Below are 21,936 nucleotides of genomic sequence, written 5' to 3'. Positions count from 1 at the left end.
GGTTAAAAAAGTAAATAATACGGGAAAATTCTGGTGAAAAATTAAAAACCTCCCAAGCAAATCAGGAGGTTCTCATACATCTTTATGTTAATTTCTCTCTGTCATAATTTGGGGACAAAACGTTTTTTCTGTACTATTTTATTTATCAGATGAATTGTCCAAATAGGAGAATAACTCCCCTTGTTTCCCGTAGTTTTCCTTTTTGAGGTCTTCAAAAAAGATAAATACCTTTTCCGCTTCCACTCCAAAGGATTCTGTTACCGCCTCTGTCATTTTCTTAACCAAAGTCCTTTTTTGTTCCTCCGTTTTTCCTTCCAGTACTTTAACCGTTATAAATGGCATTGTGTCTCCTCCTTCTATTTTTAATTGAAAAAGTACCGGTGCGGCCGGTACTTTTTAAACATAATTAAGCTTGATTTTCTAAAGCTTCTACGACTTTGTCAGCCGTGCTTTTGCTTGATTGAGGGTTTTGCCCTGTAATCAGATTTCCATCACGTACAGAGAAATCTGTCCATTTTTCCCCGGATACGAAGTTTGCACCCCGCAGCCTTAAGGTAGACTCGAGCATAAATGGCATATGCACATCTAGCTCCATTTCGATTTCTTCTTCATCGGTGAACGCAGTCACAGTTTTTCCCTTAACTAAAGGCGTGCCATCTTTATAAGTGACATTGACCAGGCCTGCAGGACCATGGCACACAGAACCAATCACACGGCCTTCTTCTGCAAACTGCTGCAGGATATTTAACAGGATTTCATTATCGGGAAAATCAAACATAGTTCCATGACCACCTGGAAGGAAGATCGCATCAAACCCGTTTGCGTCATCCGCACTCAGTTTAGCAGTATCTTTAAGTTCCTGTTCTGCTGTCTCCCAGTCAGGATTTTTTTCGTTGATGCTATTTGGATCTAGCGGAACTTCTCCACCTTCAATACTTGTCACTTTCACATTATAGCCTTTTTCCTTAAAAAGCAGATACGGTACTGCAAACTCTTCTAACCACAGTCCAGTTTTATGATCATCTGTGATCGTAGTATGATTTGTAACAACCATAAGAACACGTTTTGAATCAGCCATCTTAAGTACCTCCCGTATTTTTGAAGATGATTACTAAATACTTAGTTCTCTCTAGAGGAGGCCGCATATCTGCACTCCGCCATTTGTTAAATCTTATTTCCTATCTAATACTGTAGGCTGCAGCAACTGGCTTCGGAGTCAGAGGTTTTCCTCCCAATGCTATGGACGCTTCATTGGCCCAATATGGGTTTCGAAGCATGCCCCGGCCTACTGCTACTAGATCTGCTTTGCCTTCACGTACTGCCTCATCACTTAGCTGAATATCTTCCATTCTTCCCACAGCAATCGTTGGAATATTCAATGCGCCCTTGATTTCCTTGGCTAAATCCAGCTGATACCCCGGACCAGCTGACGCTGGGCCTTTTGTACCTTCTCCGCCGGAGGATACATGGAATATATCAACTCCAGCCTCCTGGAATCGCTTCGCCAGCTCAATTGAGTATGGAAGGTCGTAACCGCCATCAGCATACTCTACTGCAGAAATCCTCATAATAAGCGGCATTGATTCAGGCATTACCCGGCGGGCTGCCTTCACGATTTCCACCCCAAAAAGGCTCCTATCCTGTCCGTAAACATCTTCACGCTTATTGGTTAGCGGAGATTGGAATTGGTGAATCAAATAACCATGTGCTGCATGAATCTCAATTACATCGACTCCTGCTTCGAGGGCACGTTTAAAAGCCGATTCAAATTTGCCTACCATTTCTTTCACTTCGTCCGTGGTCAATTCTCTCGGTTGCTTATAATCCTCGGAAAACTGAATCGCTGATGAGGAAACTGGCACTTCTGCGTCCTCTGCTTTTCTTCCGGCATGAGCAATTTGTATGCCCACCTTTGCTCCGTAAGCTTGGCATGATTCTACAATTCGCTTGAATGCAGGAATTTGTTCGTCCGACCATAAGCCCAAGTCGTAATCTGTGATACGCCCGTCTGGATCAACATCTGTCATCTCCATGATGATTAAGCCTGCACCCCCAACAGCGCGGCTTGTATAATGGGTATAGTGCCAATCATTCGGCTTGCCATCCTTTGCCATAACAGAGTATTGGCACATCGGAGGCATAACAATCCTGTTTTTTAGCTGTAGTCCCTTGAGTTGAAATGAATCTAATAATGTTGGCATGCAAGGTACATCCTTTCGCTGCTTTTTTTCCCTTATTCAAAATAATTGTTGCATTTCTCATTGGGATATTACCCATTTTTCACATTTATACGCCCTAAAGTCAATTAACACGACTTGAGCGTCTACTCATCTTTATATAATTTTTTTCATATACACCCTAAATCGTTCAACTCCCCCTTATAGTGCTTAGACATTGCAGGAATTATAACAAAAAAGATGAGACATTTTTTATAATAACAATAGGATTCCTTTTGTCTTGCAATATGTACTATAGTACCTATGTTTCTTAAATACGAGCAATTTACAAGGTATAGTTATTTCTATTGCAGTATAATGGAATGGTTAGCAAAAAGGGAGTAAGGAGTTAAGAACGTGAAATTTATCTTTCCATTACTGGCTGTCATTGGGGGCATCGCAATCGCCTTTCAAGTACAAATCAACGGTACATTAGGCAAGAGGGTCGGGGCAATTGAATCAGCATTCGTATCCTTTTGTATTGGAACAGCAGCATTGTTTTTTATGACTTTGTTTTTTGGTAGGGGTAATATAATATCTGTCGGTACTGTTCCCAAATGGCAATTGTTCGGTGGTCTGTTAGGTGCATTTTATGTATATATGTCTGTTCTGGTTGTACCGAAAATAGGTGTTGCTTCCACTCTTATAGGCGTGGTTGCAGGACAAATTGTAATTGGGGCCCTTATTGACCATTTCGGTCTCCTTGGGGGTAACCAAATCCCGTTGGATGGAAAAAAAATAATGGCAATCCTTCTGCTGTTTGTCTCGTTATATTTGTTTAATCACAAATAAAACGAAAACACCCTTTGATGCAGAATAAAATTCACGCATCAAAGGGCAATGCGGCTACCTGGATAGCCCCCATTTATTCACTTTTATGATTTCTATTTGCTCATCACTGAAGAAAGTGACTCCTGTCGACTGTTTATCGGGATAAATACGGGCTGTCATCACCTTTTCGCCTCCATTAACAAAAACCTCCACGGAAGAAGAATCGATGAATATATGTAACTTAAGCATAGAATCAATTAAGTCAATATCAGCAGAACGGACTCCAGTTGGCCCAGAACCAGAAACGCTGCGATCCAGCGAAAGCGTCCCGCTGTCTTTGTCATATAGCAATTCTGTTTCCTCTTGGTTTCCTACGCGAAGCTTAAGACCAAATTGAATTGCACTTTTTGGATCTATAGCAACCTCCAATTCAAATACTTCTCCACTGATACCATCAAGGGATTGCTCCCCGCTGATCTTTATATTCTCATATGTAACCTGATCTGTACGAAGCTGCTGCAATTCCGCAACTGGCGTGCTAAAAATTTTGCCTTTTTTCATCTTCAACTCTCTAGGGATCGTCATGGCTCCGGCCCATGAATTTGACTGTTCAGGCATCTCGCTTTCCCACATTGCCATCCAGGCAATCATAATCCTTCTTCCCTGGTCATCCGTCAGGGTTTGCGGAGCATAAAAATCAAATCCATAGTCCAGCAAGTGGAATTCCCCATGGCTTAGAATTCCTTTATCATAGTCCATGGAACCAAGAACATAACCAGCTTGATGTAAATTATGATACAGGTTCCCCTCGGGTTCCATGCCTTGAGGCGACATCATCAATACATCATAACCACCCAAATGGAAGAGATCAGGGCATTCCCACATATACCCTAAGTTCCCTTCGGCCTTAGCGGCAATATTTACGAATTCCCACACTATTAAATCATGAGACCTATATAACAATACTTGTCCAATATGGCTTTTGGTTCTCGAACCCAAAATGCAGTAGTAGAATTCACCCTGCTTCCATACTTTTGGATCGCGAAAATGAAACGGATGGACATCGCCGTCCGGAGCCTCCTTTATAACCGGATTCTCCAGAAGCTTCTTGAAATGTACCCCATCCTCGCTAAACGCCAGGCACTGAACCTGTTTTAAATCGGTATCATGATCCGGACCTGTCCATACATTCCCTGTATACATGAGGTAAAGTTCCCCATCCTTTTCAATGGCGCTTCCCGAAAAACATCCATCCTTGTCATATTCCTGATCAGGCGCAAGGGCAATCGGCAGCTGTTCCCAATGGACCAGGTCCTTACTTTTTACATGCCCCCAATACATCGGTCCCCATTCGGGCGAGTACGGATGGTGCTGATAAAATAAATGGTATTCCCCCTTAAAAAAACTAAAACCATTAGGATCATTTATCCAGAAAGCAGGCGCTGTTACATGGAATTTCAGCCTGCACGGGTCAGTGCTTACCTTTTCTTTGGTTGCCGCCAGTGATTTCATTGCTTCTTCAATCACATTATTATGTTTAACCATTCCATCATCCTCCTAAATAATTTTTATTCGTATATCGCATTTATACAGTTTGTACTATCGCTTCTAGCTCTTATAGAATCCACATTACTATTCTTTCAATATTTACACAATCGCCTTCTGAGCGCAAAATGCTCGCTAGATTACTTATTTTTTGTGACAATATTTATATCGATAAAAAAAATATATAGGCTGGTGTTGAAATGGATTCTGTAACACATACATTATTTGGTGTTGGCATTTATAAAGCTGTCAATAAAGAGGAAATGAGCAAAAAGGAAAAATACGCATTGCTTTTCACTTCGATTGCGGCCAGTCAAATCCCTGATATAGATATTATTTCACAGTTTTGGGATTCGAGCGGGCAGTATCAAATGTGGCATAGAGGGATTACGCATTCCCTGATCATGATTCCGGTTTGGGCTTTATTGCTGTTCCTGCTGAATTTCCTGATATTCCGCCAAAAAAATATGAGGCATTTCTATATATCGCTCATTGCAGTCTTTATTCACGATACCAGCGATGTCTTGAATGCTTGGGGAACTGGATATTTAGAACCTTTCATATCAGTGCGTCTGGCAACTGGCACCATTTCTATTATAGATTTCGTCTTTTGGTTTATATTTTTATTAGCCTTTGTCATATCAAAACTGCGAAACTCAATGAAGGACTATTCCATTTTTCGACTGGCCTGGGTGATGGTAGTGCTGCACGTAGTCATTCAGTCCGCACAAGGTTATCTGCTCTATCAACAATATAAACCAGGCTATGAACAGGTGGCATTATCAGCAAGGTTTATCCCATGGCAGTTCACAGTAATTGCGAAAGATAAACAAACAGTTGACATTATTACCGATTCTATTTTTACACAAGGAAAACTGCAAAATAGGATTCATTCCAGCGAAGATGCAAGCCTGGATCGGTTATTTGCTGAAAACCCGAGAGCTAAGACTTTATATGAATGGTCACCATTCGTGGTAATTGTCGATGATGACAAAAAATTAGGAATCTATGACCCCCGTTTTTATCGTAACGGAGAATCCTTCCTATATGAATTCATTGAAAAAACACAGGAATGAGAAACGATGCTAGAGTACTGAACATCAAAAAATTTAGACCAGCCGAAGATGGCTGGTCTATCCCTTATTGCATCATTTTACAGAATATGTTCCATCCAGTCATTGGGCTCGATATATGCTCCTAAATTTTTTTCGAAATTGACGGTTATTGGAGCAAGTGCCTTAGGTATCAGATAGCTGCCCTCCCAAAATATAAATTCAATAATTATATTTTGGTATCGAAACATCAAAATCATTCCCTTTAAGAATGTGTTCCCATCAATAATAATATAATATTTGTCATTTGTGTTAATCTCTATGTGGAAACTCTCCGGTTTCTATTCGTATATCTGTCTTTTTCGCGTTAATCAAGCATAGCTTCATAAGTCTGTCATGACCCTTTTCTGCTGTCTGAAATAAGCCCATTGTCTGAAACCTATCTCCTTCAGAAGCTTCCTTACCTCTTCAAATTCGTCAGCAATACGGTCAGGGTTATGGGCATCTGAGCCAAATGTCACTTTCACATTATGAAAAAGAGCCCTTTCCAGAATTTCATTTGCTGGATACCATCCACCGCAATATTTGGTTTTGCCGGATGTATTGATTTCTATTGCCATATCATTCTCCCCAATGGTCTTTAAGGTCTTCTCAACCACATCCGTCTCAATAGCAGAAAAGGCCGGGTAATAGCCCTTCATAGCATCGATATGGCCAAGTACCTGAAACATGCCGCTGCTGGCAGATTGCTCAATTAGCTCATAATAGGATTCCTTTGTTTTAATTTTTTCCTGACTGCTAAGCCCCTCCCAACGGTTCTTGTCAAAGATGCTTACACCGTCTAGATGATGCACTGAACCGATAATATAATCAAATGGATAGGGCTTGAAGATTTTGCGATAGGCTTCTGCATATTCCGGAAAGAAGTCTGCTTCTATCCCAAGCAGAACTTCTATTTGATTTTTATACTGTTCTTTTAAACGGAGCACCTCGGTTATATATTCTTCAAATTGGCTTTTTGCCATCGCAATATTTGGGTGTGGCTGGTCCTCTTTACTTGAAAAATAGGGAGTGTGATCGGAAATGCCGATTATCTGTAATCCTTTTTCAATGGAACTCTCTATGTAATCGCGAATTGTCCCCTTAGCATGGCCACATCGTTCATGATGCGTATGCAAATCAAATTTTACATAGTCTTTCATCATTTCACCCCTTAGAAATTTGATATCAGCCCGTTACCTTTTGAAACGGTATGTTATAAAAAATTATGAGCTATTATACACACTATATTTTATAAAGTTATGGTATAATCCTTCTCTACATGAAAAGAAAGGAATCAAATATATGAAAAGCAGAACTTCTGTAATGATAAGTATCGTACTCGCTATGCTGGTAGCATCCATCGATACGACAATCATGAATACAACAATGCCTGTCATTTCCAAGGAGCTGGGCAGATTTGACCTTTATGCGTGGTCGTTTGCAGCCTATATGATTACTACTACGATATTGTCTCCTGTAGCCGGCAGATTATCTGATTTATTCGGCAGGAAAAGAGTCTTTGCTTCAGGCATTCTATTATTTTTGGCAGGCTCATTACTTTGCGGTATATCAGCCAATATGGTTCAATTAGTCATCTTCCGCGCCGTGCAGGGCATTGGAGCGGGCTTTATGATGCCGTTTCCTGCTATTATTGCAGGCGATCTATTCCCCATGGAAAAACGCGGGAAGATCCAGGCACTTTTCACAGCGATGTGGGGAATATCCGCCATTCTTGCTCCCCTTCTTGGGGGCTTGTTCGTCGAGTTTATGACATGGAGATGGATTTTCTTTATTAATTTGCCTATATGCATAATCGCATTCCTTACCCTTATGCCTTATAAGGAAGAGTATCAGCCAAAGAAAGCTAGCATAGATTATATCGGTGCACTGCTCTTTGCCGCTGGTGTAACATTCCTGCTGCTCGTTACGGTAGTCGAAGAAAACAAATTATTATATACCATTTTGGGAATAGCTCTTCTTATAGCTTTCTATTTCTATGAGAAAAAACAGGCTTCTCCAATTGTACCGTTGACGATGTTCAAAAATAAGACGATTTCATGGATCAATATCAATGCTTTTATAGGGACGGCAGCACTTTTCGGTACATCAAGCTTCATTCCCCTGTTCCTGCAAAACATAGCCGGTCTTTCTCTATTCCTGAGCGGGTTTGCTCTCTTGGGAGTCGCTGCAGGCTGGATGGCAGTCGCGGTTCCTGCAGGAAAATGGATCATGAAATATGGATATCGCATTTTGCTTATCAGTGGGAACGCATTGTTACTGTTCTCAGGAATTTTACTCCTGCTCTTAAATGAAAATCATGGTTTCTGGTATGTATTTGGAATTATGATTGTCCAGGGATTAGCCTTTGGTCTGCTGTCTACTGTGGGATTGATTGGATCTCAGCAGCTGGTTGGAGCGCATGAAAAGGGTATTTCCACTTCATTCTTCATGTTCTGCAGAAACATGGGTACGGCGATTGGAGTCACGATCATGGGTGCACTTCTAGCAAGCGAATCAAGCTTCATGCAAGGCATCCATCATTTATTTATTTTTGGATTCTTCGGAAGCATTTTGGCTTTAGTGACGTCTTATCTGATAAGAAATGAAGCAACAATCACAGACGCAAAGGCAGCTCCTGCAAAATAGAAACACATGGTCAATTTTATATAAACAAAAAGAGAGCGACAATCGCTCTCTTTTTTCGTATGATCAGGTAGCAAATGGGTCTGATTTGAAGAATGACATTCCCATAAGTATGACGTTGCGCGATGGACATTTAATCAATCGTTTGATTAACGCCACAATTGCTTATATATCAGGATTTCCTCCGTTTTAATCAAACGTTTGATTAAAAAAGAACCGAGATGCGATATCAATCATACACGCTCGGTTCTTTGTGCTATTTTGTAAACATAACTGCCTCCATTCTTTCCTTGCTCGGGGATAATCTTTCAAACATCTAGTCCCATTGCCTGGAAAGGAAGGTAATTAAGAGGCAGCTTTTTTACTTATATTATTCCACAGTAACTGATTTTGCAAGGTTACGTGGCTTATCAACATCACAATCTCTATGCAATGCTGCATAGTAAGCTAATAACTGCAACGGTATAACAGAGACAAGAGGTGTTAATAATTCATGCACTTCTGGAATTACGAAGCGGTCTCCTTCGGTTTCAAGACCCTTCATCGAGATAATGCATGGGTTTGCTCCGCGGGCTGCTACTTCTTTTACGTTACCGCGAATGCTTAAGTTTACGTTTTCCTGTGTCGCTAGGGCAATAACCGGAGTACCGTCTTCAATCAAGGCAATTGTTCCGTGCTTTAATTCACCGCCAGCAAAACCTTCAGCCTGAATGTAAGAGATTTCCTTCAGCTTAAGGGCACCCTCAAGTCCTACAAAATAGTCCATTGCACGGCCGATAAAGAAGGCATTTCGAGTAACAGATAAATACTCGCGAGCGATCTCTTCCATTGCTTCTTTGGAATCACAAAGTGCTTCCATTGCAGATGCAACAATACCTAGTTCCTTCACAAGGTTAAAGTTTACTTCCTGGTTACGGAATGCAGCTGTGACATTTGCAAGAATAGCAAGAACTGAAATTTGTGCGGTATATGCCTTTGTGGAGGCAACTGCAATTTCAGGACCGGCATGCAGCAATAATGTATAATCTGCTTCACGTGAAAGTGTAGAGCCAGGCACGTTTGTAATGGTCAAAGCCTTATAGCCAAGCTCCTTAATTGCAACAAGAACCGCACGGCTATCTGCAGTTTCACCGCTTTGTGAAATGAAGATGAACAAAGGTTTTTCAGACAGTAATGGCATATTGTATACGAACTCAGAAGCTACGTGAACTTCTACCGGTATTTTAGCCATGTTTTCAATCAATTGCTTACCGATGAGACCGGCATGATAACTGGTTCCGCATGCGATGATATAAACTCGGTCAGCCTCGTTCATGGCTTCAGCAATATTATAATCAATGGTCAGCTTGCCCTCATCATTCTGGTACGCTTGAATGATTTTACGCATCACAGCCGGCTGCTCATCAATTTCCTTTAGCATATAATGAGGATATGTGCCCTTTTCTATATCGCTTGCATCAAGCTCCGCAGTAAACGGTTCACGAGTGACCTCTGCTCCATCCAGCTTTTGAATAGAGACGCTGTCCTTCGTTACGATTACCATTTCCTTATCCATAAGTTCAAGGAATTGGTCAGTTACCTGAATCATTGCCATTGCGTCAGACGCTACCACATTAAAGCCTTCTCCAACTCCTACCAATAGAGGGCTTTTGTTTTTAGCTACAAAAATGGTTTGCTCATTTTGTGAATCTAACAATGCGAATGCATATGACCCTTTTAACAGCGTCAACGTTTTACGGAATGCTTCCTCAACTTCCAATCCGTCATTGACGAATTTTTCTATAAGCTGAACGACAACCTCAGTATCCGTGTCACTTTGGAATGCCACATCCTGTAAATATTCACGTTTTAAAAGATCATAGTTTTCAATGACGCCGTTATGCACAAGGGTTAAACGGCCGGAAGTGCTTTGGTGAGGGTGTGCATTGCTTCGGTTTGGAACTCCATGGGTTGCCCATCGAGTGTGGCCGATACCTGTATTAGCAGCAACATTTTCATCAACGATGGCACGCAGGTCAGCAATACGCCCCTTTTCCTTGAATACTTGGATTCCATCCGCATTCTTCACTGCTATACCTGCAGAATCATATCCCCTGTACTCCAGCTTTTCCAAGCCCTTCAACAGAATCTCTTTCGCATCCTGTTTTCCTATATATCCAACAATACCACACATAAATGGCGTTCCTCCTATACCGATTAGGGGGAACAGGCCTTGCCGGGGGCAGACCTGCCCCCTCATCTCTGTAAAATTTTAGTTTTGTGCATTTTCCATCCTTTGTGCAGCCCGTTGCCAGACTGTTTTAAAATAGAAATTCTTGCGGCTGTGCACTTTCAGCCGGGAGGCATCCGCCGAATCTTCGATAAACCTCCTCCTCGTCAACTAAGCTTTTCGTCCTGCTTAGTCCAGGCGCTATAATTATTTAAACTTTATACTGCCCGCCCTTCTTTATAGGATATGTTTTTGCAAATGAACCATCAAAAACAGGATAATCATACCTTATAGACCGGGATCCGTCAATAGGAATTATCGCCATGGCTGCCTATGGCTGAGATTTTCAAGTCTAAATTAGGAACAATGGATATACCAGCAAAAGGCACTTCCAACACTTTTACCCTGGTAGGTCACTTGCTAAACCTCCTTTATATAAAAATATGCATAAGAGGAAAAGTAGTTCCTCTTATGCATGATACGTGCACCGTATGAAGGTTACCCTTCCAGACCCATTTCTGCCTCTACCACAGAAACAATCCGCTCTACATATTCCCGGCATAATTCTTCAGTTGGAGCTTCAGCCATAACACGGACCAATGGCTCAGTACCGGAAGGGCGTACTAAAATCCTGCCGTTTCCATCCATCTCTTCCTCAACCTGTCGGATGACTTCATGTACTTTAGCATTTTCAGTAACCCCATATTTATCTGACACTCTGACATTTATCAGCACCTGTGGGTACTTCTTCATCTCGCTTGCCAGCTCAGACAGAGATTTTTTGGTTACAGCCATAATATTAACAAGCTGTAAACCTGTTAATAACCCATCGCCTGTTGTATTGTAATCGAGGAAAATAATATGTCCCGATTGTTCGCCGCCGAGGTTGTAACCGCCGTTTTTCATTTGTTCTACTACATAACGATCCCCTACTGCAGTCTGCACGCTTTGAATGCCATGCACCCCTAACCCTTTGTAAAAACCAAGATTACTCATTACAGTGGAGACCACAGTAGAGTGCTTTAATCGGTTTTGTTCTTTTAAATATTTGGCACAGATGTACATGATTTGATCGCCATCCACAATATTTCCATTCTCATCAATAGCAATTAAACGGTCGCCATCCCCGTCGAACGCAAGTCCTATATCCGCACCTTTTTCAGTAAGGAAGGCCGCCAAAGCTTCTGGGTGGGTAGATCCTACTCCTTCGTTAATATTCAATCCATTTGGGGAAGCACCCATTGTCGATATATCAGCATCCAAATCAGCGAAAAGATGAGTAGCTAACGATGACGTAGCTCCATGAGCGCAGTCAAGTGCAATGTGGATACCTGTAAAATCCTCATCTACCGTTTGCTTCAGATATTGGATATACTTCTGCCCGCCCTCAAAATAATCATTCACATGACCTAAGTCTTTGCCAACAGGTCTAGGTAACCGATCTTCCTCTATATCGATAAGTTTTTCTATTTCTTCTTCCTGTGCATCAGAAAGCTTAAAGCCGTCTGGGCCAAAAAACTTTATTCCATTATCAGCTACCGGATTATGCGATGCAGAAATCATTACACCGGCCTCGGCACTTAGAGCCTTTGTCAAGTAAGCGACTCCCGGAGTGGAGATCACTCCCAGTCGCATCACCTCTGCCCCTATGGAAAGCAGTCCTGCCACAAGGGCACCTTCAAGCATATGTCCGGATATTCTTGTATCTCGTCCAATCAAAACTTTAGGGCGCTCCTTATCTTTTGTTAATACATATCCTCCAAAACGGCCAAGTTTGAACGCCATTTCGGGCGTCAATTCACTATTGGCAACTCCTCTTACTCCGTCAGTACCAAAATATTTACCCATTTCGATTCGCTCCTTCGTGGAATTATGCATTGAATTGCTTTCACTTATGCTTTCTATTATTCTGCGTTGGCGTCACTCACCGAGATGGTCGCAGTTTTATTCTCAAGTTCCCACTTTATTCCGCTTGGCACCTTCACTTGGATGGGAATATCATGTTTCCCATTATCCAGTCCGCTCACATCGACAGATAATTGTATTGTGTCTGTATCTGCCTGATCCAGCTCGTCTGGATTGCCCGTGAGGATTATGCCTGCCTTGCCATCATTCGGAGTAAGGAATTCGATTTGTTTGCCATCCGGGATGCCCACGGTCTCTATTGTCAGATTGTCTATATTTTTTGTTGTCGTTTCAGCTGCAGCCTCTTGATCGCTATTTGCGTTATCTTTTTGCTCCTGTGCTGTGTCGGGCGCCGCTCTTGATGTTTTGATGTTTACCTTTACTGTGTCCCTCGACATCCTGGCTACATTATCAGGAAGAGGAAGGGGCACCGTCACTTCTTCGTCATCCGTTATATCGCTTACGTCAACCGGGACGGTGATCTGGTCAATATTTCGAAGCACTTCCTGTTTCCCATACAATGTGACTTCCCTCGGCTCTGCATTTATGCTTGCAATTTCGGTGTCACCTGCTGGAGATCCAGTCTGCACAGGTATAATGCGAACGGTTTTTGAAGCTATACTGACAACCACAGAAACATTTACAACCTCCGGCTCGATTACCACATTAAGTTTATTTAAGTTTTTATCAAGCGCACTTACTCTTGCTTCACGGTGCACAGTTTCGTCAATTCCTCTATTTAATTCCACCAATGCTTTAACCACCGAAACTTGATCAATGATGTCTTTTGCTCCGGTAATCTTGACTGACTGGGGGTCCACCATTACTTTGTCGGCTGTATAACCTTCCTCTAATAATGAACGATTAAAGTCTGGTTCTACAGGAAACTCTCTGGTAACCCTTTCCTGAATAGTCACTTCGGCATAACCAGGATTAATAGTAGCGGATAATTTTTCATTAATATTCTTTAACTTTAATGGAACTCGCTTTTTGCCCAATAAAATTTTTGGATCAGACAAGTCTATATAAACTTTGAACTCCCTTAAATTTTTGGCATTGATAACAAGCGGTCTTGCACCCTTTAAAGTGACATCCACTGTCTTGGGAGCCCCTGTCACAACAAGGTTTTCTCTATCATACACAATCTCGACCGGAACGTCTTTTACTGTTTCTGTATCAATTTCTGGAGAAGAGAACCCTAGTGTATTCTTATTGGATTCAGGATCTATGTTAACAGATGTGAATAACAACGCAGCCAATGCAAGAGCAACAGCTCTGATAAACCAGGTGCTATTCATGAATTTATCCATTTTTCTTCCCCCTCCAATTCCAGCGTGTCGAAGAAGCAGCCTTATTATCGTTAACAAGTTCATCCATTAGAATAGCTCTGAATGTTTCTTGATCCAAGTCTCGATGCAATTCTCCATTTTTCGTAAGAGAGATATTGCCGGTTTCCTCAGACACGATAATTGTAACGCTATCTGTTACCTCACTTACTCCTAGAGCAGCCCTATGCCTTGTACCTAGTTCCTTCGAAATAAATGGGCTCTCTGAAAGAGGCAGATAACAAGCTGCAGCGGCAACCTGGTTATTCTGGATAATAACAGCTCCATCATGGAGCGGGGTGTTCGGAATAAAGATATTAATTAATAATTCGTTTGAAACAAGGGATCCCAGCGGAATACCAGTTTCAATATAGTCGCTTAACCCTGTCTCTCTTTCAACTGAGATTAAAGCACCTATGCGACGTTTGGCCATATAGGCAGTGGCCTTAACTATTTCTTCAACTAATCGGTCTTGCTCTTCTTCCTCCTGAGCGGCACTTCGTGAGAAAAGCTTTCCTCTCCCCAGCTGTTCCAATGCACGCCGCAGCTCTGGCTGAAAAATGATAATAATCGCCAGAAATCCCCAAGTCATAGCCTGATCCATTAACCATTTGAGGGTATTCAATCCTACAAGACTGCTCAAGCTTCGGACTACAACAATCACAAATATCCCTTTTAAAAGCTGAACCGCCTTTGTGCCCCGAATTACCATCAAGAGTTTATATATAACGAACCAGACCAGGAGAATATCAATTAAATTAACTAAGGAGTCAAGGAAAGTAAAGTTAGTTAACGACATGTTACTTCCTCCAGTCGGCAATGCTTTTAGGCAATTGATTCAAAAATGATAACTTAATTATTATAACATAGTTTTATCGGTCTTTTTCCTAAACATTATAGATTCATACTAGATAGGATGTCCAAAAAAAGCTATCCCGCGATGCCGGCTGGTTTGATGTGAATTGCTAACTGTCCATCTAACCAAGCAAGCCTGGGATAGCTTAATATTTGAAGTTTCGTTTTTAGAATAAATGTTTAATCTTAAACCATAACCATTCAAAAACTTGGTCTACCTCTTCAATCTCACCAGTCACATTGCCCGCTGCTGCCATATATTGATGTCCATTAATGACGGTGACATCTCCATTTACTTTACCCTCAATCCTTATATCCCCATTATGGACCTCTATATCCCCTTCCACGGTCTTTCCTTGGGGAACGATTACCGTCTCATTCTGAACAATTAAGTTAGGCTGTTTTGTTACCGAGAAATTTTGATCCTGCTTATATGTGGAAAACATAGCGCTTCCCATTAGAAGGATAAAAAGCGATGCTGCAGTCACCAGTGGGTGGTTGCGGAACCAGCGCCTTGCCCCAACGTTACGCTTTTCCTTAGGCAGACTGGACATGACCTTTTGTGTAAAGTCAGCGGGAGCTGTGATTCTGGAAGTACTTTGCACAAGTGCCTCTGTTCTTTTTAATTCCTGGAAGTATTTTTGGCATGATTCACAGCCCTTTAAATGCTGCCTCAATTCGTTCTCATGCTCCTTGCTAATTTCTTGATCTAAAAATTCATGCATATAAACTATTATCTCTTGAGGACATTTCATTTCGCTCACCTACTCTTTATAAATGCCGCAGCTTGTTTTTTAATGCTTCCCGGCCTCGGTGTATCCTGGTCTTCACAGTGCCCACCGGGAGGTCAAGAATGTCACTGATTTCTTTCAACGATAGTTCTTCCATATACTTAAGCACGATCACTGATCTATATTTATCAGGCAGTTTCAGGATTTCTGCCTGTACGGCTTCCCGAAGCTCTAAAGATTCCAATTCTTCCTCCGGCTGGGCGGAATCGGCTGCTATTTGAGAATACATATCCAGCCCTTCGGTGCCTGCTACCTCCGCATCTAAATAGTAATCCGGTTTTTTCTTCCTTATACGGTCGATACAAAGATTCGTCGCAATTCTATAAAGCCAAGTGGAAAATTTCATTTTGATATTAAAGCTACGTATATTTACGTAAGCTCTCACAAAAGCTTCCTGGGCCATATCCTCTGCTTCATGTCGGTTTCCAAGCATCCTGTAGCAAATCTGATAAACCTTATCCTTATAGAGTTCGACGAGCTCTCCAAAAGCATTTTGGTCTCCCTTTAAAACCTGTTTAATTCTCGCTTTAACGACTGTTTCCATTTAATTAAATTACCCCCGCTCATGCGGCTATACGATATTTACGAATCGCTAGCTAAAAGGTTACAAAATTACCCCTTTAATTTTAACAAAGATTTACAGTTTATGTTTGCTAATTGCTTATATGGGTAAAAAGCAATTAAAGATTGATTGGAAATGAGGGAAGCTGTGATGACAGGGGAAAATTTATTAAACCGCATAGAGGAATCCAGAAGGAAAATGATAAACTTGGCATCCTATTCTTCCATGATCGATAAGCAAGTTGTAGAAGCGAGTACTGAATTAGATAAATTAATCATAAAATACTTCGATCTTTCTAAAAAACAGTAACCCGAAGGTTACTGTTTTTTTAATATTGAGCTTAACCGCCTATAGGAGTTTTTCGCCGAAAAGCGAACCCATTAACGCAACAGCAACTGTTGCCGTTTTATTTCTCTCATCCAAGATAGGGTTTACCTCAACAAATTCAGCAGATGTAATGATACCTGCTTCCGCCAGCATTTCCATTGCCAGATGACTTTCCCTGTAGCTGATCCCGCCAATGACCGGTGTCCCTACACCTGGAGCATCTGACGGGTCTAAACCATCCAAATCAAGTGATAAATGAACACCATCTGTTCTATCCTTTAAATAACGGATAGCCTCCTCCATCACCTTAGTCATGCCTAAACGATCAATTTCATGCATGGTGAATACTTTTATGCCTTTCTCACGAATCAACTGGCGTTCTCCCTCATCAAGAGATCTGGCCCCTATGATCACTACATTTTCGGGTTTTATTTTCGGTGTGTAGGCATGCAGATTCACTAGATCCTCATGTCCCAATCCGAGACTTACAGCCAATGGCATACCATGAATATTTCCTGAAGGAGATGTTTCTTCTGTATTTAAATCACCATGTGCATCATACCAGATAACACCCAGGTTTTCATAATGTTTAGCGGTTCCGGCAAGTGTACCAATCGCAATGCTATGGTCACCGCCAAGTACCAACGGAAAGGAGCCACTTTCAATAATTTCATCGACTCTATGTGCCAGCAATGCGTTGGCCTCTGCAACAAGCTTTAAATTTTTCAGATTTGAGTTTGGATTATGTACCAATTTAGGCCGTCCGATTGCTATATCTCCCAAGTCATCTACTTCTATATTCAAACGTTCTAACCTCTCTACCACACCTGCATAACGGATTGCACTAGGACCCATATCGACTCCCCGCCTGGTTTGCCCAAGGTCCATCGGCAGCCCAATCATAGTTATCTTTTTGACACTCATAAATCCATCCTCCTTTTCTCTATTTTATAACTGAAAATTCAGATGGTTCAACTCGACAAAAAAATGTATAAGTATACGTTTTCCGATTAACAGAAAAACGATATTCAATACGTTCTTTAAATTCACGGGGATGATATGATACAGCGAATATTAAAAAAATGGCCACAGGAAAAACCGAGATGCTATGAATACTATAGGTTATCATCTAGCAATCCCATCTTTAATGCATAAAAAAAGCCTTAAACCTAACGGTTTAAGACGATATATTTGGTGTTATGTAGTTAGATGGTGGAGCCTAGCGGGATCGAACCGCTGACCTCCTGCGTGCAAGGCAGGCGCTCTCCCAGCTGAGCTAAGGCCCCAATTGAACATTTGCAGTGGAGCGGAAGACGGGATTCGAACCCGCGACCCCAACCTTGGCAAGGTTGTATTCTACCACTGAACTACTTCCGCATTTAATTATAAATAATCGTAATTTCTTGCAGAAAGTGAAATATATTTATGTTTTAATGAGCCATGAAGGACTCGAACCTTCGACCCTCTGATTAAAAGTCAGATGCTCTACCGACTGAGCTAATGGCTCTTGGCTGGGCTAGCTGGATTCGAACCAACGCATGACGGAGTCAAAGTCCGTTGCCTTACCGCTTGGCTATAGCCCAAAAATTATGAGGCAGATTCATCGACTAATTATATAATGCCCAAATATAAGAAAATATAATCAGTCACTGAAAATGGTGGAGGGGGACGGATTCGAACCGCCGAACCCGGAGGGAGCGGATTTACAGTCCGCCGCGTTTAGCCACTTCGCTACCCCTCCACATAAAATGGTGCCGGCAAGAGGACTTGAACCCCCAACCTACTGATTACAAGTCAGTTGCTCTACCAATTGAGCTACACCGGCATAAATATGGTGGAGGATGACGGGATCGAACCGCCGACCCCCTGCTTGTAAGGCAGGTGCTCTCCCAGCTGAGCTAATCCTCCAAATATATGAAACTGGTGACCCCTACGGGATTCGAACCCGTGTTACCGCCGTGAAAGGGCGGTGTCTTAACCGCTTGACCAAGGGGCCATAACTAAATTCTTTTAAATAGAGAGCTTCCAAGCGGGCTCGAACCGCTGACCTCTTCCTTACCATGGAAGTGCTCTACCTACTGAGCTATGGAAGCATGGCTCCGCAGGTAGGACTCGAACCTACGACCGTTCGGTTAACAGCCGAATGCTCTACCACTGAGCTACTGCGGAATAATATAATGTTTCCTAATACTCGTCTTCGCATTACTTAGAATAATGCTGCCTGGCAGTGTCCTACTCTCACAGGGGGAGATCCCCCAACTACCATCGGCGCTGAAGAGCTTAACTTCCGTGTTCGGAATGGGAACGGGTGTGACCTCTTCGCCATCACTACCAGACATTATTCTTTTAACTATCAAAAGACAATATTTATTATAATTCTTTTGATATAGTTTTTCAAGAGGAAATTTTGTTCCCTCAAAACTAGATAACAGGTAAGGTTTTTGCATGTTTTCAAAACAATGAATGTTGTCCAGCTACGGCTCCTAACTTCTCGGCCGTTTCGATCCGTCCTCACAAATCCGAGGGATTTGCGGTCCGGCTCTCCAACGTCTGTCGAAGCTAAGCAGTCACCAGGCCCACAGGATGTGGGTCATGCTGGCGTTGTCACAGGATGTGACGCCATTAGCCAGCGAACCGATATATATTGGTTAAGTCCTCGATCTATTAGTATCAGTCAGCTCCACGTGTCACCACGCTTCCACCCCTGACCTATCAACCTGATCATCTTTCAGGGATCTTACCAGCTTGCGCCATGGGAAATCTCATCTTGAGGGGGGCTTCATGCTTAGATGCTTTCAGCACTTATCCCGTCCGCACATAGCTACCCAGCGATGCCTTTGGCAAGACAACTGGTACACCAGCGGTGCGTCCATCCCGGTCCTCTCGTACTAAGGACAGCTCCTCTCAAATTTCCTGCGCCCGCGACGGATAGGGACCGAACTGTCTCACGACGTTCTGAACCCAGCTCGCGTACCGCTTTAATGGGCGAACAGCCCAACCCTTGGGACCGACTACAGCCCCAGGATGCGATGAGCCGACATCGAGGTGCCAAACCTCCCCGTCGATGTGGACTCTTGGGGGAGATAAGCCTGTTATCCCCGGGGTAGCTTTTATCCGTTGAGCGATGGCCCTTCCATGCGGAACCACCGGATCACTAAGCCCGACTTTCGTCCCTGCTCGACTTGTAGGTCTCGCAGTCAAGCTCCCTTGTGCCTTTACACTCTGCGAATGATTTCCAACCATTCTGAGGGAACCTTTGGGCGCCTCCGTTACCTTTTAGGAGGCGACCGCCCCAGTCAAACTGCCCGCCTGACACTGTCTCCCGCCCCGATGAGGGGCGCGGGTTAGAATTTCAATACAGCCAGGGTAGTATCCCACCGACGCCTCCACCGAAGCTTGCGCTCCGGCTTCAAAGGCTCCTACCTATCCTGTACAAGCTGTACCAAAATTCAATATCAGGCTGCAGTAAAGCTCCACGGGGTCTTTCCGTCCTGTCGCGGGTAACCTGCATCTTCACAGGTACTATAATTTCACCGAGTCTCTCGTTGAGACAGTGCCCAGATCGTTACGCCTTTCGTGCGGGTCGGAACTTACCCGACAAGGAATTTCGCTACCTTAGGACCGTTATAGTTACGGCCGCCGTTTACTGGGGCTTCGGTTCAAAGCTTCGCTTACGCTAACCTCTCCCCTTAACCTTCCAGCACCGGGCAGGCGTCAGCCCCTATACTTCGCCTTGCGGCTTCGCAGAGACCTGTGTTTTTGCTAAACAGTCGCCTGGGCCTATTCACTGCGGCTTTTCCGGGCTATTCACCCTAAAAAGCACCCCTTCTCCCGAAGTTACGGGGTCATTTTGCCGAGTTCCTTAACGAGAGTTCTCTCGAACACCTTAGGATTCTCTCCTCGCCTACCTGTGTCGGTTTGCGGTACGGGCACCATTCATCTCGCTAGAGGCTTTTCTTGGCAGTGTGGAATCAGGAACTTCGGTACTATATTTCCCTCGCCATCACAGCTCAGCCTTTGTGGAAACGGGATTTGCCTCGTTTCCGGCCTGACTGCTTGGACGCGCATATCCAACAGCGCGCTTGCCCTATCCTCCTGCGTCCCCCCATCACTCAAACGATGAAGTGGTGGTACAGGAATATCAACCTGTTGTCCATCGCCTACGCCTTTCGGCCTCGGCTTAGGTCCCGACTAACCCTGAGCGGACGAGCCTTCCTCAGGAAACCTTAGGCATTCGGTGGAAGGGATTCTCACCCTTCTTTCGCTACTCATACCGGCATTCTCACTTCTAAGCGCTCCACCAGTCCTTCCGGTCTGGCTTCGACGCCCTTAGAACGCTCTCCTACCACTGACACCATCGGTGTCAATCCGCAGCTTCGGTGATACGTTTAGCCCCGGTACATTTTCGGCGCGGAGTCACTCGACCAGTGAGCTATTACGCACTCTTTAAATGGTGGCTGCTTCTAAGCCAACATCCTGGTTGTCTAAGCAACTCCACATCCTTTTCCACTTAACGTATACTTTGGGACCTTAGCTGGCGGTCTGGGCTGTTTCCCTTTTGACTACGGATCTTATCACTCGCAGTCTGACTCCCAGCGACAAGTCTTTGGCATTCGGAGTTTGACTGAATTCGGTAACCCGATGGGGGCCCCTAGTCCAATCAGTGCTCTACCTCCAAGACTCTTACGCTGAGGCTAGCCCTAAAGCTATTTCGGAGAGAACCAGCTATCTCCAGGTTCGATTGGAATTTCTCCGCTACCCACACCTCATCCCCGCACTTTTCAACGTGCGTGGGTTCGGGCCTCCATTCAGTGTTACCTGAACTTCACCCTGGACATGGGTAGATCACCTGGTTTCGGGTCTACGACCTCATACTCATTCGCCCTGTTCAGACTCGCTTTCGCTGCGGCTCCGTCTCATCAACTTAACCTTGCATGAAATCGTAACTCGCCGGTTCATTCTACAAAAGGCACGCCATCACCCGTTGTCTTAAAAAGACCATAGGGCTCTGACTACTTGTAGGCACACGGTTTCAGGATCTGTTTCACTCCCCTTCCGGGGTGCTTTTCACCTTTCCCTCACGGTACTGGTTCACTATCGGTCACTAGGGAGTATTTAGCCTTGGGAGATGGTCCTCCCTGCTTCCGACGGGATTTCACGTGTCCCGCCGTACTCAGGATCCACTCAGGAGGGAACGAAGTTTCGACTACAGGGTTTTTACCTTCTCTGACGGGCCTTTCCAGGCCTCTTCATCTACCCCGTTCCTTTGTAACTCCATATAGAGTGTCCTACAACCCCAGAAGGCAAGCCTTCTGGTTTGGGCTAATTCCGTTTCGCTCGCCGCTACTCAGGAAATCGCGTTTGCTTTCTCTTCCTCCGGGTACTTAGATGTTTCAGTTCCCCGGGTCTGCCTTCCATACCCTATTTATTCAGGTAAGGATACTGCCCCATTACGGGCAGTGGGTTTCCCCATTCGGAAATCTCCGGATCAAAGCTTACTTACAGCTCCCCGAAGCATATCGGTGTTAGTCCCGTCCTTCATCGGCTCCTAGTGCCAAGGCATCCACCGTGCGCCCTTTCTAACTTAACCATTGCTAATTTGTGATGACCGTCGGCCTTCTTCGTCAGCTTCACTCGCTCACTCCTCACGTATGTGCAATACGCTCCGGTGCTCGCTCGATTGCTTCCTCGAA

Annotated in this window: 16 protein-coding genes, 10 tRNA genes and 2 rRNA genes; 4 read left to right on the top strand and 24 right to left on the bottom strand. The window is 43.6% G+C overall.

Going from position 1 to position 21,936, the window contains the following annotated elements; all coding sequences use genetic code 11:
- Positions 1–138 precede the first annotated feature (138 nt).
- The 3 genes from V1500_RS01055 to V1500_RS01045 form a co-directional block, all read right to left on the bottom strand.
- Positions 139–342: a 2-hydroxymuconate tautomerase gene (locus tag V1500_RS01055; protein ID WP_409303821.1), complete on the bottom strand. Its 204-nt coding sequence runs from the start codon at positions 340–342 to the stop codon at positions 139–141.
- Between the two features lie 64 nt (positions 343–406).
- Entirely contained in the window at positions 407–1,078 is a 672-nt protein-coding gene (locus tag V1500_RS01050; protein ID WP_409303820.1) for a type 1 glutamine amidotransferase domain-containing protein, read from the bottom strand.
- Between the two features lie 100 nt (positions 1,079–1,178).
- Positions 1,179–2,201, bottom strand: coding sequence for an NADH:flavin oxidoreductase/NADH oxidase (locus V1500_RS01045; protein WP_409303819.1), 1,023 nt, complete (start codon positions 2,199–2,201; stop codon positions 1,179–1,181).
- Positions 2,202–2,573: 372 nt separating this feature from the next.
- On the opposite strand from V1500_RS01045, the gene V1500_RS01040 reads away from it, so the two are divergent.
- A complete protein-coding gene (locus V1500_RS01040) occupies positions 2,574–3,008 on the top strand; it encodes a DMT family transporter (protein WP_409303818.1) in 435 nt (144 codons plus the stop codon).
- Between the two features lie 54 nt (positions 3,009–3,062).
- Here the strand turns inward: V1500_RS01040 and V1500_RS01035 are convergent, their stop codons facing one another.
- Positions 3,063–4,532: a glycoside hydrolase family 32 protein gene (locus V1500_RS01035; RefSeq protein WP_409303817.1), complete on the bottom strand. Its 1,470-nt coding sequence runs from the start codon at positions 4,530–4,532 to the stop codon at positions 3,063–3,065.
- A 200-nt stretch (positions 4,533–4,732) separates the two neighbouring features.
- Here V1500_RS01035 and V1500_RS01030 point away from each other — a divergent pair, with 200 nt between their 5' ends.
- A complete protein-coding gene (locus tag V1500_RS01030) occupies positions 4,733–5,608 on the top strand; it encodes a metal-dependent hydrolase (protein ID WP_409303816.1) in 876 nt (291 codons plus the stop codon).
- Positions 5,609–5,967: 359 nt separating this feature from the next.
- On the opposite strand, the gene V1500_RS01025 is transcribed toward V1500_RS01030, so the two are convergent.
- Positions 5,968–6,786 (bottom strand): histidinol-phosphatase, encoded by an 819-nt coding sequence (locus tag V1500_RS01025; protein ID WP_409305879.1) that lies wholly within the window; start codon positions 6,784–6,786, stop codon positions 5,968–5,970.
- Between the two features lie 142 nt (positions 6,787–6,928).
- Between V1500_RS01025 and V1500_RS01020 the strand changes: the two genes are divergently transcribed.
- Positions 6,929–8,272 carry an MFS transporter gene (locus V1500_RS01020; RefSeq protein WP_409303815.1) on the top strand — a complete coding sequence of 448 codons (1,344 nt, stop codon included), beginning with the start codon at positions 6,929–6,931 and terminating at the stop codon, positions 8,270–8,272.
- A 367-nt stretch (positions 8,273–8,639) separates the two neighbouring features.
- Here V1500_RS01020 and glmS read toward each other — a convergent pair whose 3' ends face one another.
- The 6 genes from glmS to sigW all read right to left on the bottom strand — a co-directional run bounded on the left by glmS (position 8,640) and on the right by sigW (position 15,898).
- The gene (gene glmS, locus V1500_RS01015; protein WP_409303814.1) at positions 8,640–10,442 is read right to left on the bottom strand and encodes a glutamine--fructose-6-phosphate transaminase (isomerizing); all 1,803 of its coding nucleotides are present in this window, start codon (positions 10,440–10,442) and stop codon (positions 8,640–8,642) included.
- A gap of 534 nt (positions 10,443–10,976) precedes the next feature.
- Entirely contained in the window at positions 10,977–12,326 is a 1,350-nt protein-coding gene (gene glmM, locus V1500_RS01010; protein WP_409303813.1) for a phosphoglucosamine mutase, read from the bottom strand.
- A gap of 56 nt (positions 12,327–12,382) precedes the next feature.
- Positions 12,383–13,693 carry a YbbR-like domain-containing protein gene (locus V1500_RS01005; protein WP_409303812.1) on the bottom strand — a complete coding sequence of 437 codons (1,311 nt, stop codon included), beginning with the start codon at positions 13,691–13,693 and terminating at the stop codon, positions 12,383–12,385.
- On the bottom strand, positions 13,686–14,507 hold the full coding sequence (gene cdaA, locus V1500_RS01000; protein ID WP_409303811.1) for a diadenylate cyclase CdaA: 822 nt from the start codon (positions 14,505–14,507) through the stop codon (positions 13,686–13,688). Before cdaA ends, V1500_RS01005 begins: the two co-directional genes overlap by 8 nt.
- A gap of 223 nt (positions 14,508–14,730) precedes the next feature.
- Positions 14,731–15,318: a zf-HC2 domain-containing protein gene (locus V1500_RS00995; protein ID WP_409303810.1), complete on the bottom strand. Its 588-nt coding sequence runs from the start codon at positions 15,316–15,318 to the stop codon at positions 14,731–14,733.
- 16 nt (positions 15,319–15,334) lie between these two features.
- Positions 15,335–15,898 carry an RNA polymerase sigma factor SigW gene (gene sigW / locus V1500_RS00990; RefSeq protein ID WP_409303809.1) on the bottom strand — a complete coding sequence of 188 codons (564 nt, stop codon included), beginning with the start codon at positions 15,896–15,898 and terminating at the stop codon, positions 15,335–15,337.
- A 168-nt stretch (positions 15,899–16,066) separates the two neighbouring features.
- On the opposite strand from sigW, the gene V1500_RS00985 reads away from it, so the two are divergent.
- A complete protein-coding gene (locus tag V1500_RS00985) occupies positions 16,067–16,225 on the top strand; it encodes an aspartyl-phosphate phosphatase Spo0E family protein (RefSeq protein WP_409305878.1) in 159 nt (52 codons plus the stop codon).
- Between the two features lie 39 nt (positions 16,226–16,264).
- Here V1500_RS00985 and rocF read toward each other — a convergent pair whose 3' ends face one another.
- The 13 genes from rocF to V1500_RS00920 form a co-directional block, all read right to left on the bottom strand.
- On the bottom strand, positions 16,265–17,167 hold the full coding sequence (gene rocF / locus V1500_RS00980) for an arginase (protein WP_409303808.1): 903 nt from the start codon (positions 17,165–17,167) through the stop codon (positions 16,265–16,267).
- 286 nt (positions 17,168–17,453) lie between these two features.
- A tRNA-Ala gene (locus V1500_RS00975) sits at positions 17,454–17,529 on the bottom strand.
- Between the two features lie 16 nt (positions 17,530–17,545).
- Positions 17,546–17,620 (bottom strand) — tRNA-Gly (locus tag V1500_RS00970).
- A gap of 57 nt (positions 17,621–17,677) precedes the next feature.
- Positions 17,678–17,750, bottom strand: a tRNA-Lys gene (locus V1500_RS00965).
- Between the two features lies 1 nt (position 17,751).
- Positions 17,752–17,826: transfer RNA gene (locus V1500_RS00960), tRNA-Gln, on the bottom strand.
- 73 nt (positions 17,827–17,899) lie between these two features.
- A tRNA-Tyr gene (locus tag V1500_RS00955) sits at positions 17,900–17,984 on the bottom strand.
- Between the two features lie 8 nt (positions 17,985–17,992).
- A tRNA-Thr gene (locus tag V1500_RS00950) sits at positions 17,993–18,068 on the bottom strand.
- A 7-nt stretch (positions 18,069–18,075) separates the two neighbouring features.
- Positions 18,076–18,151 (bottom strand) — tRNA-Val (locus V1500_RS00945).
- A gap of 13 nt (positions 18,152–18,164) precedes the next feature.
- Positions 18,165–18,239 (bottom strand) — tRNA-Glu (locus V1500_RS00940).
- Between the two features lie 24 nt (positions 18,240–18,263).
- Positions 18,264–18,336: transfer RNA gene (locus V1500_RS00935), tRNA-Thr, on the bottom strand.
- A 1-nt stretch (position 18,337) separates the two neighbouring features.
- Positions 18,338–18,412: transfer RNA gene (locus V1500_RS00930), tRNA-Asn, on the bottom strand.
- A 50-nt stretch (positions 18,413–18,462) separates the two neighbouring features.
- A 5S ribosomal RNA gene (rrf, locus tag V1500_RS00925) occupies positions 18,463–18,579 on the bottom strand.
- Between the two features lie 308 nt (positions 18,580–18,887).
- Positions 18,888–21,833: ribosomal RNA gene (locus tag V1500_RS00920) — 23S ribosomal RNA — on the bottom strand.
- Between the last annotated feature and the right edge of the window lie 103 nt (positions 21,834–21,936).

Origin of the sequence: Peribacillus sedimenti, assembly GCF_046237635.1 — a bacterium.
Taxonomy (GTDB): Bacteria; Bacillota; Bacilli; order Bacillales; family DSM-1321; genus Peribacillus; species Peribacillus sedimenti.
The sequence above is the reverse complement of the archived record's forward strand: the minus strand, read 5'-3'. Positions and strand labels throughout refer to the sequence as shown.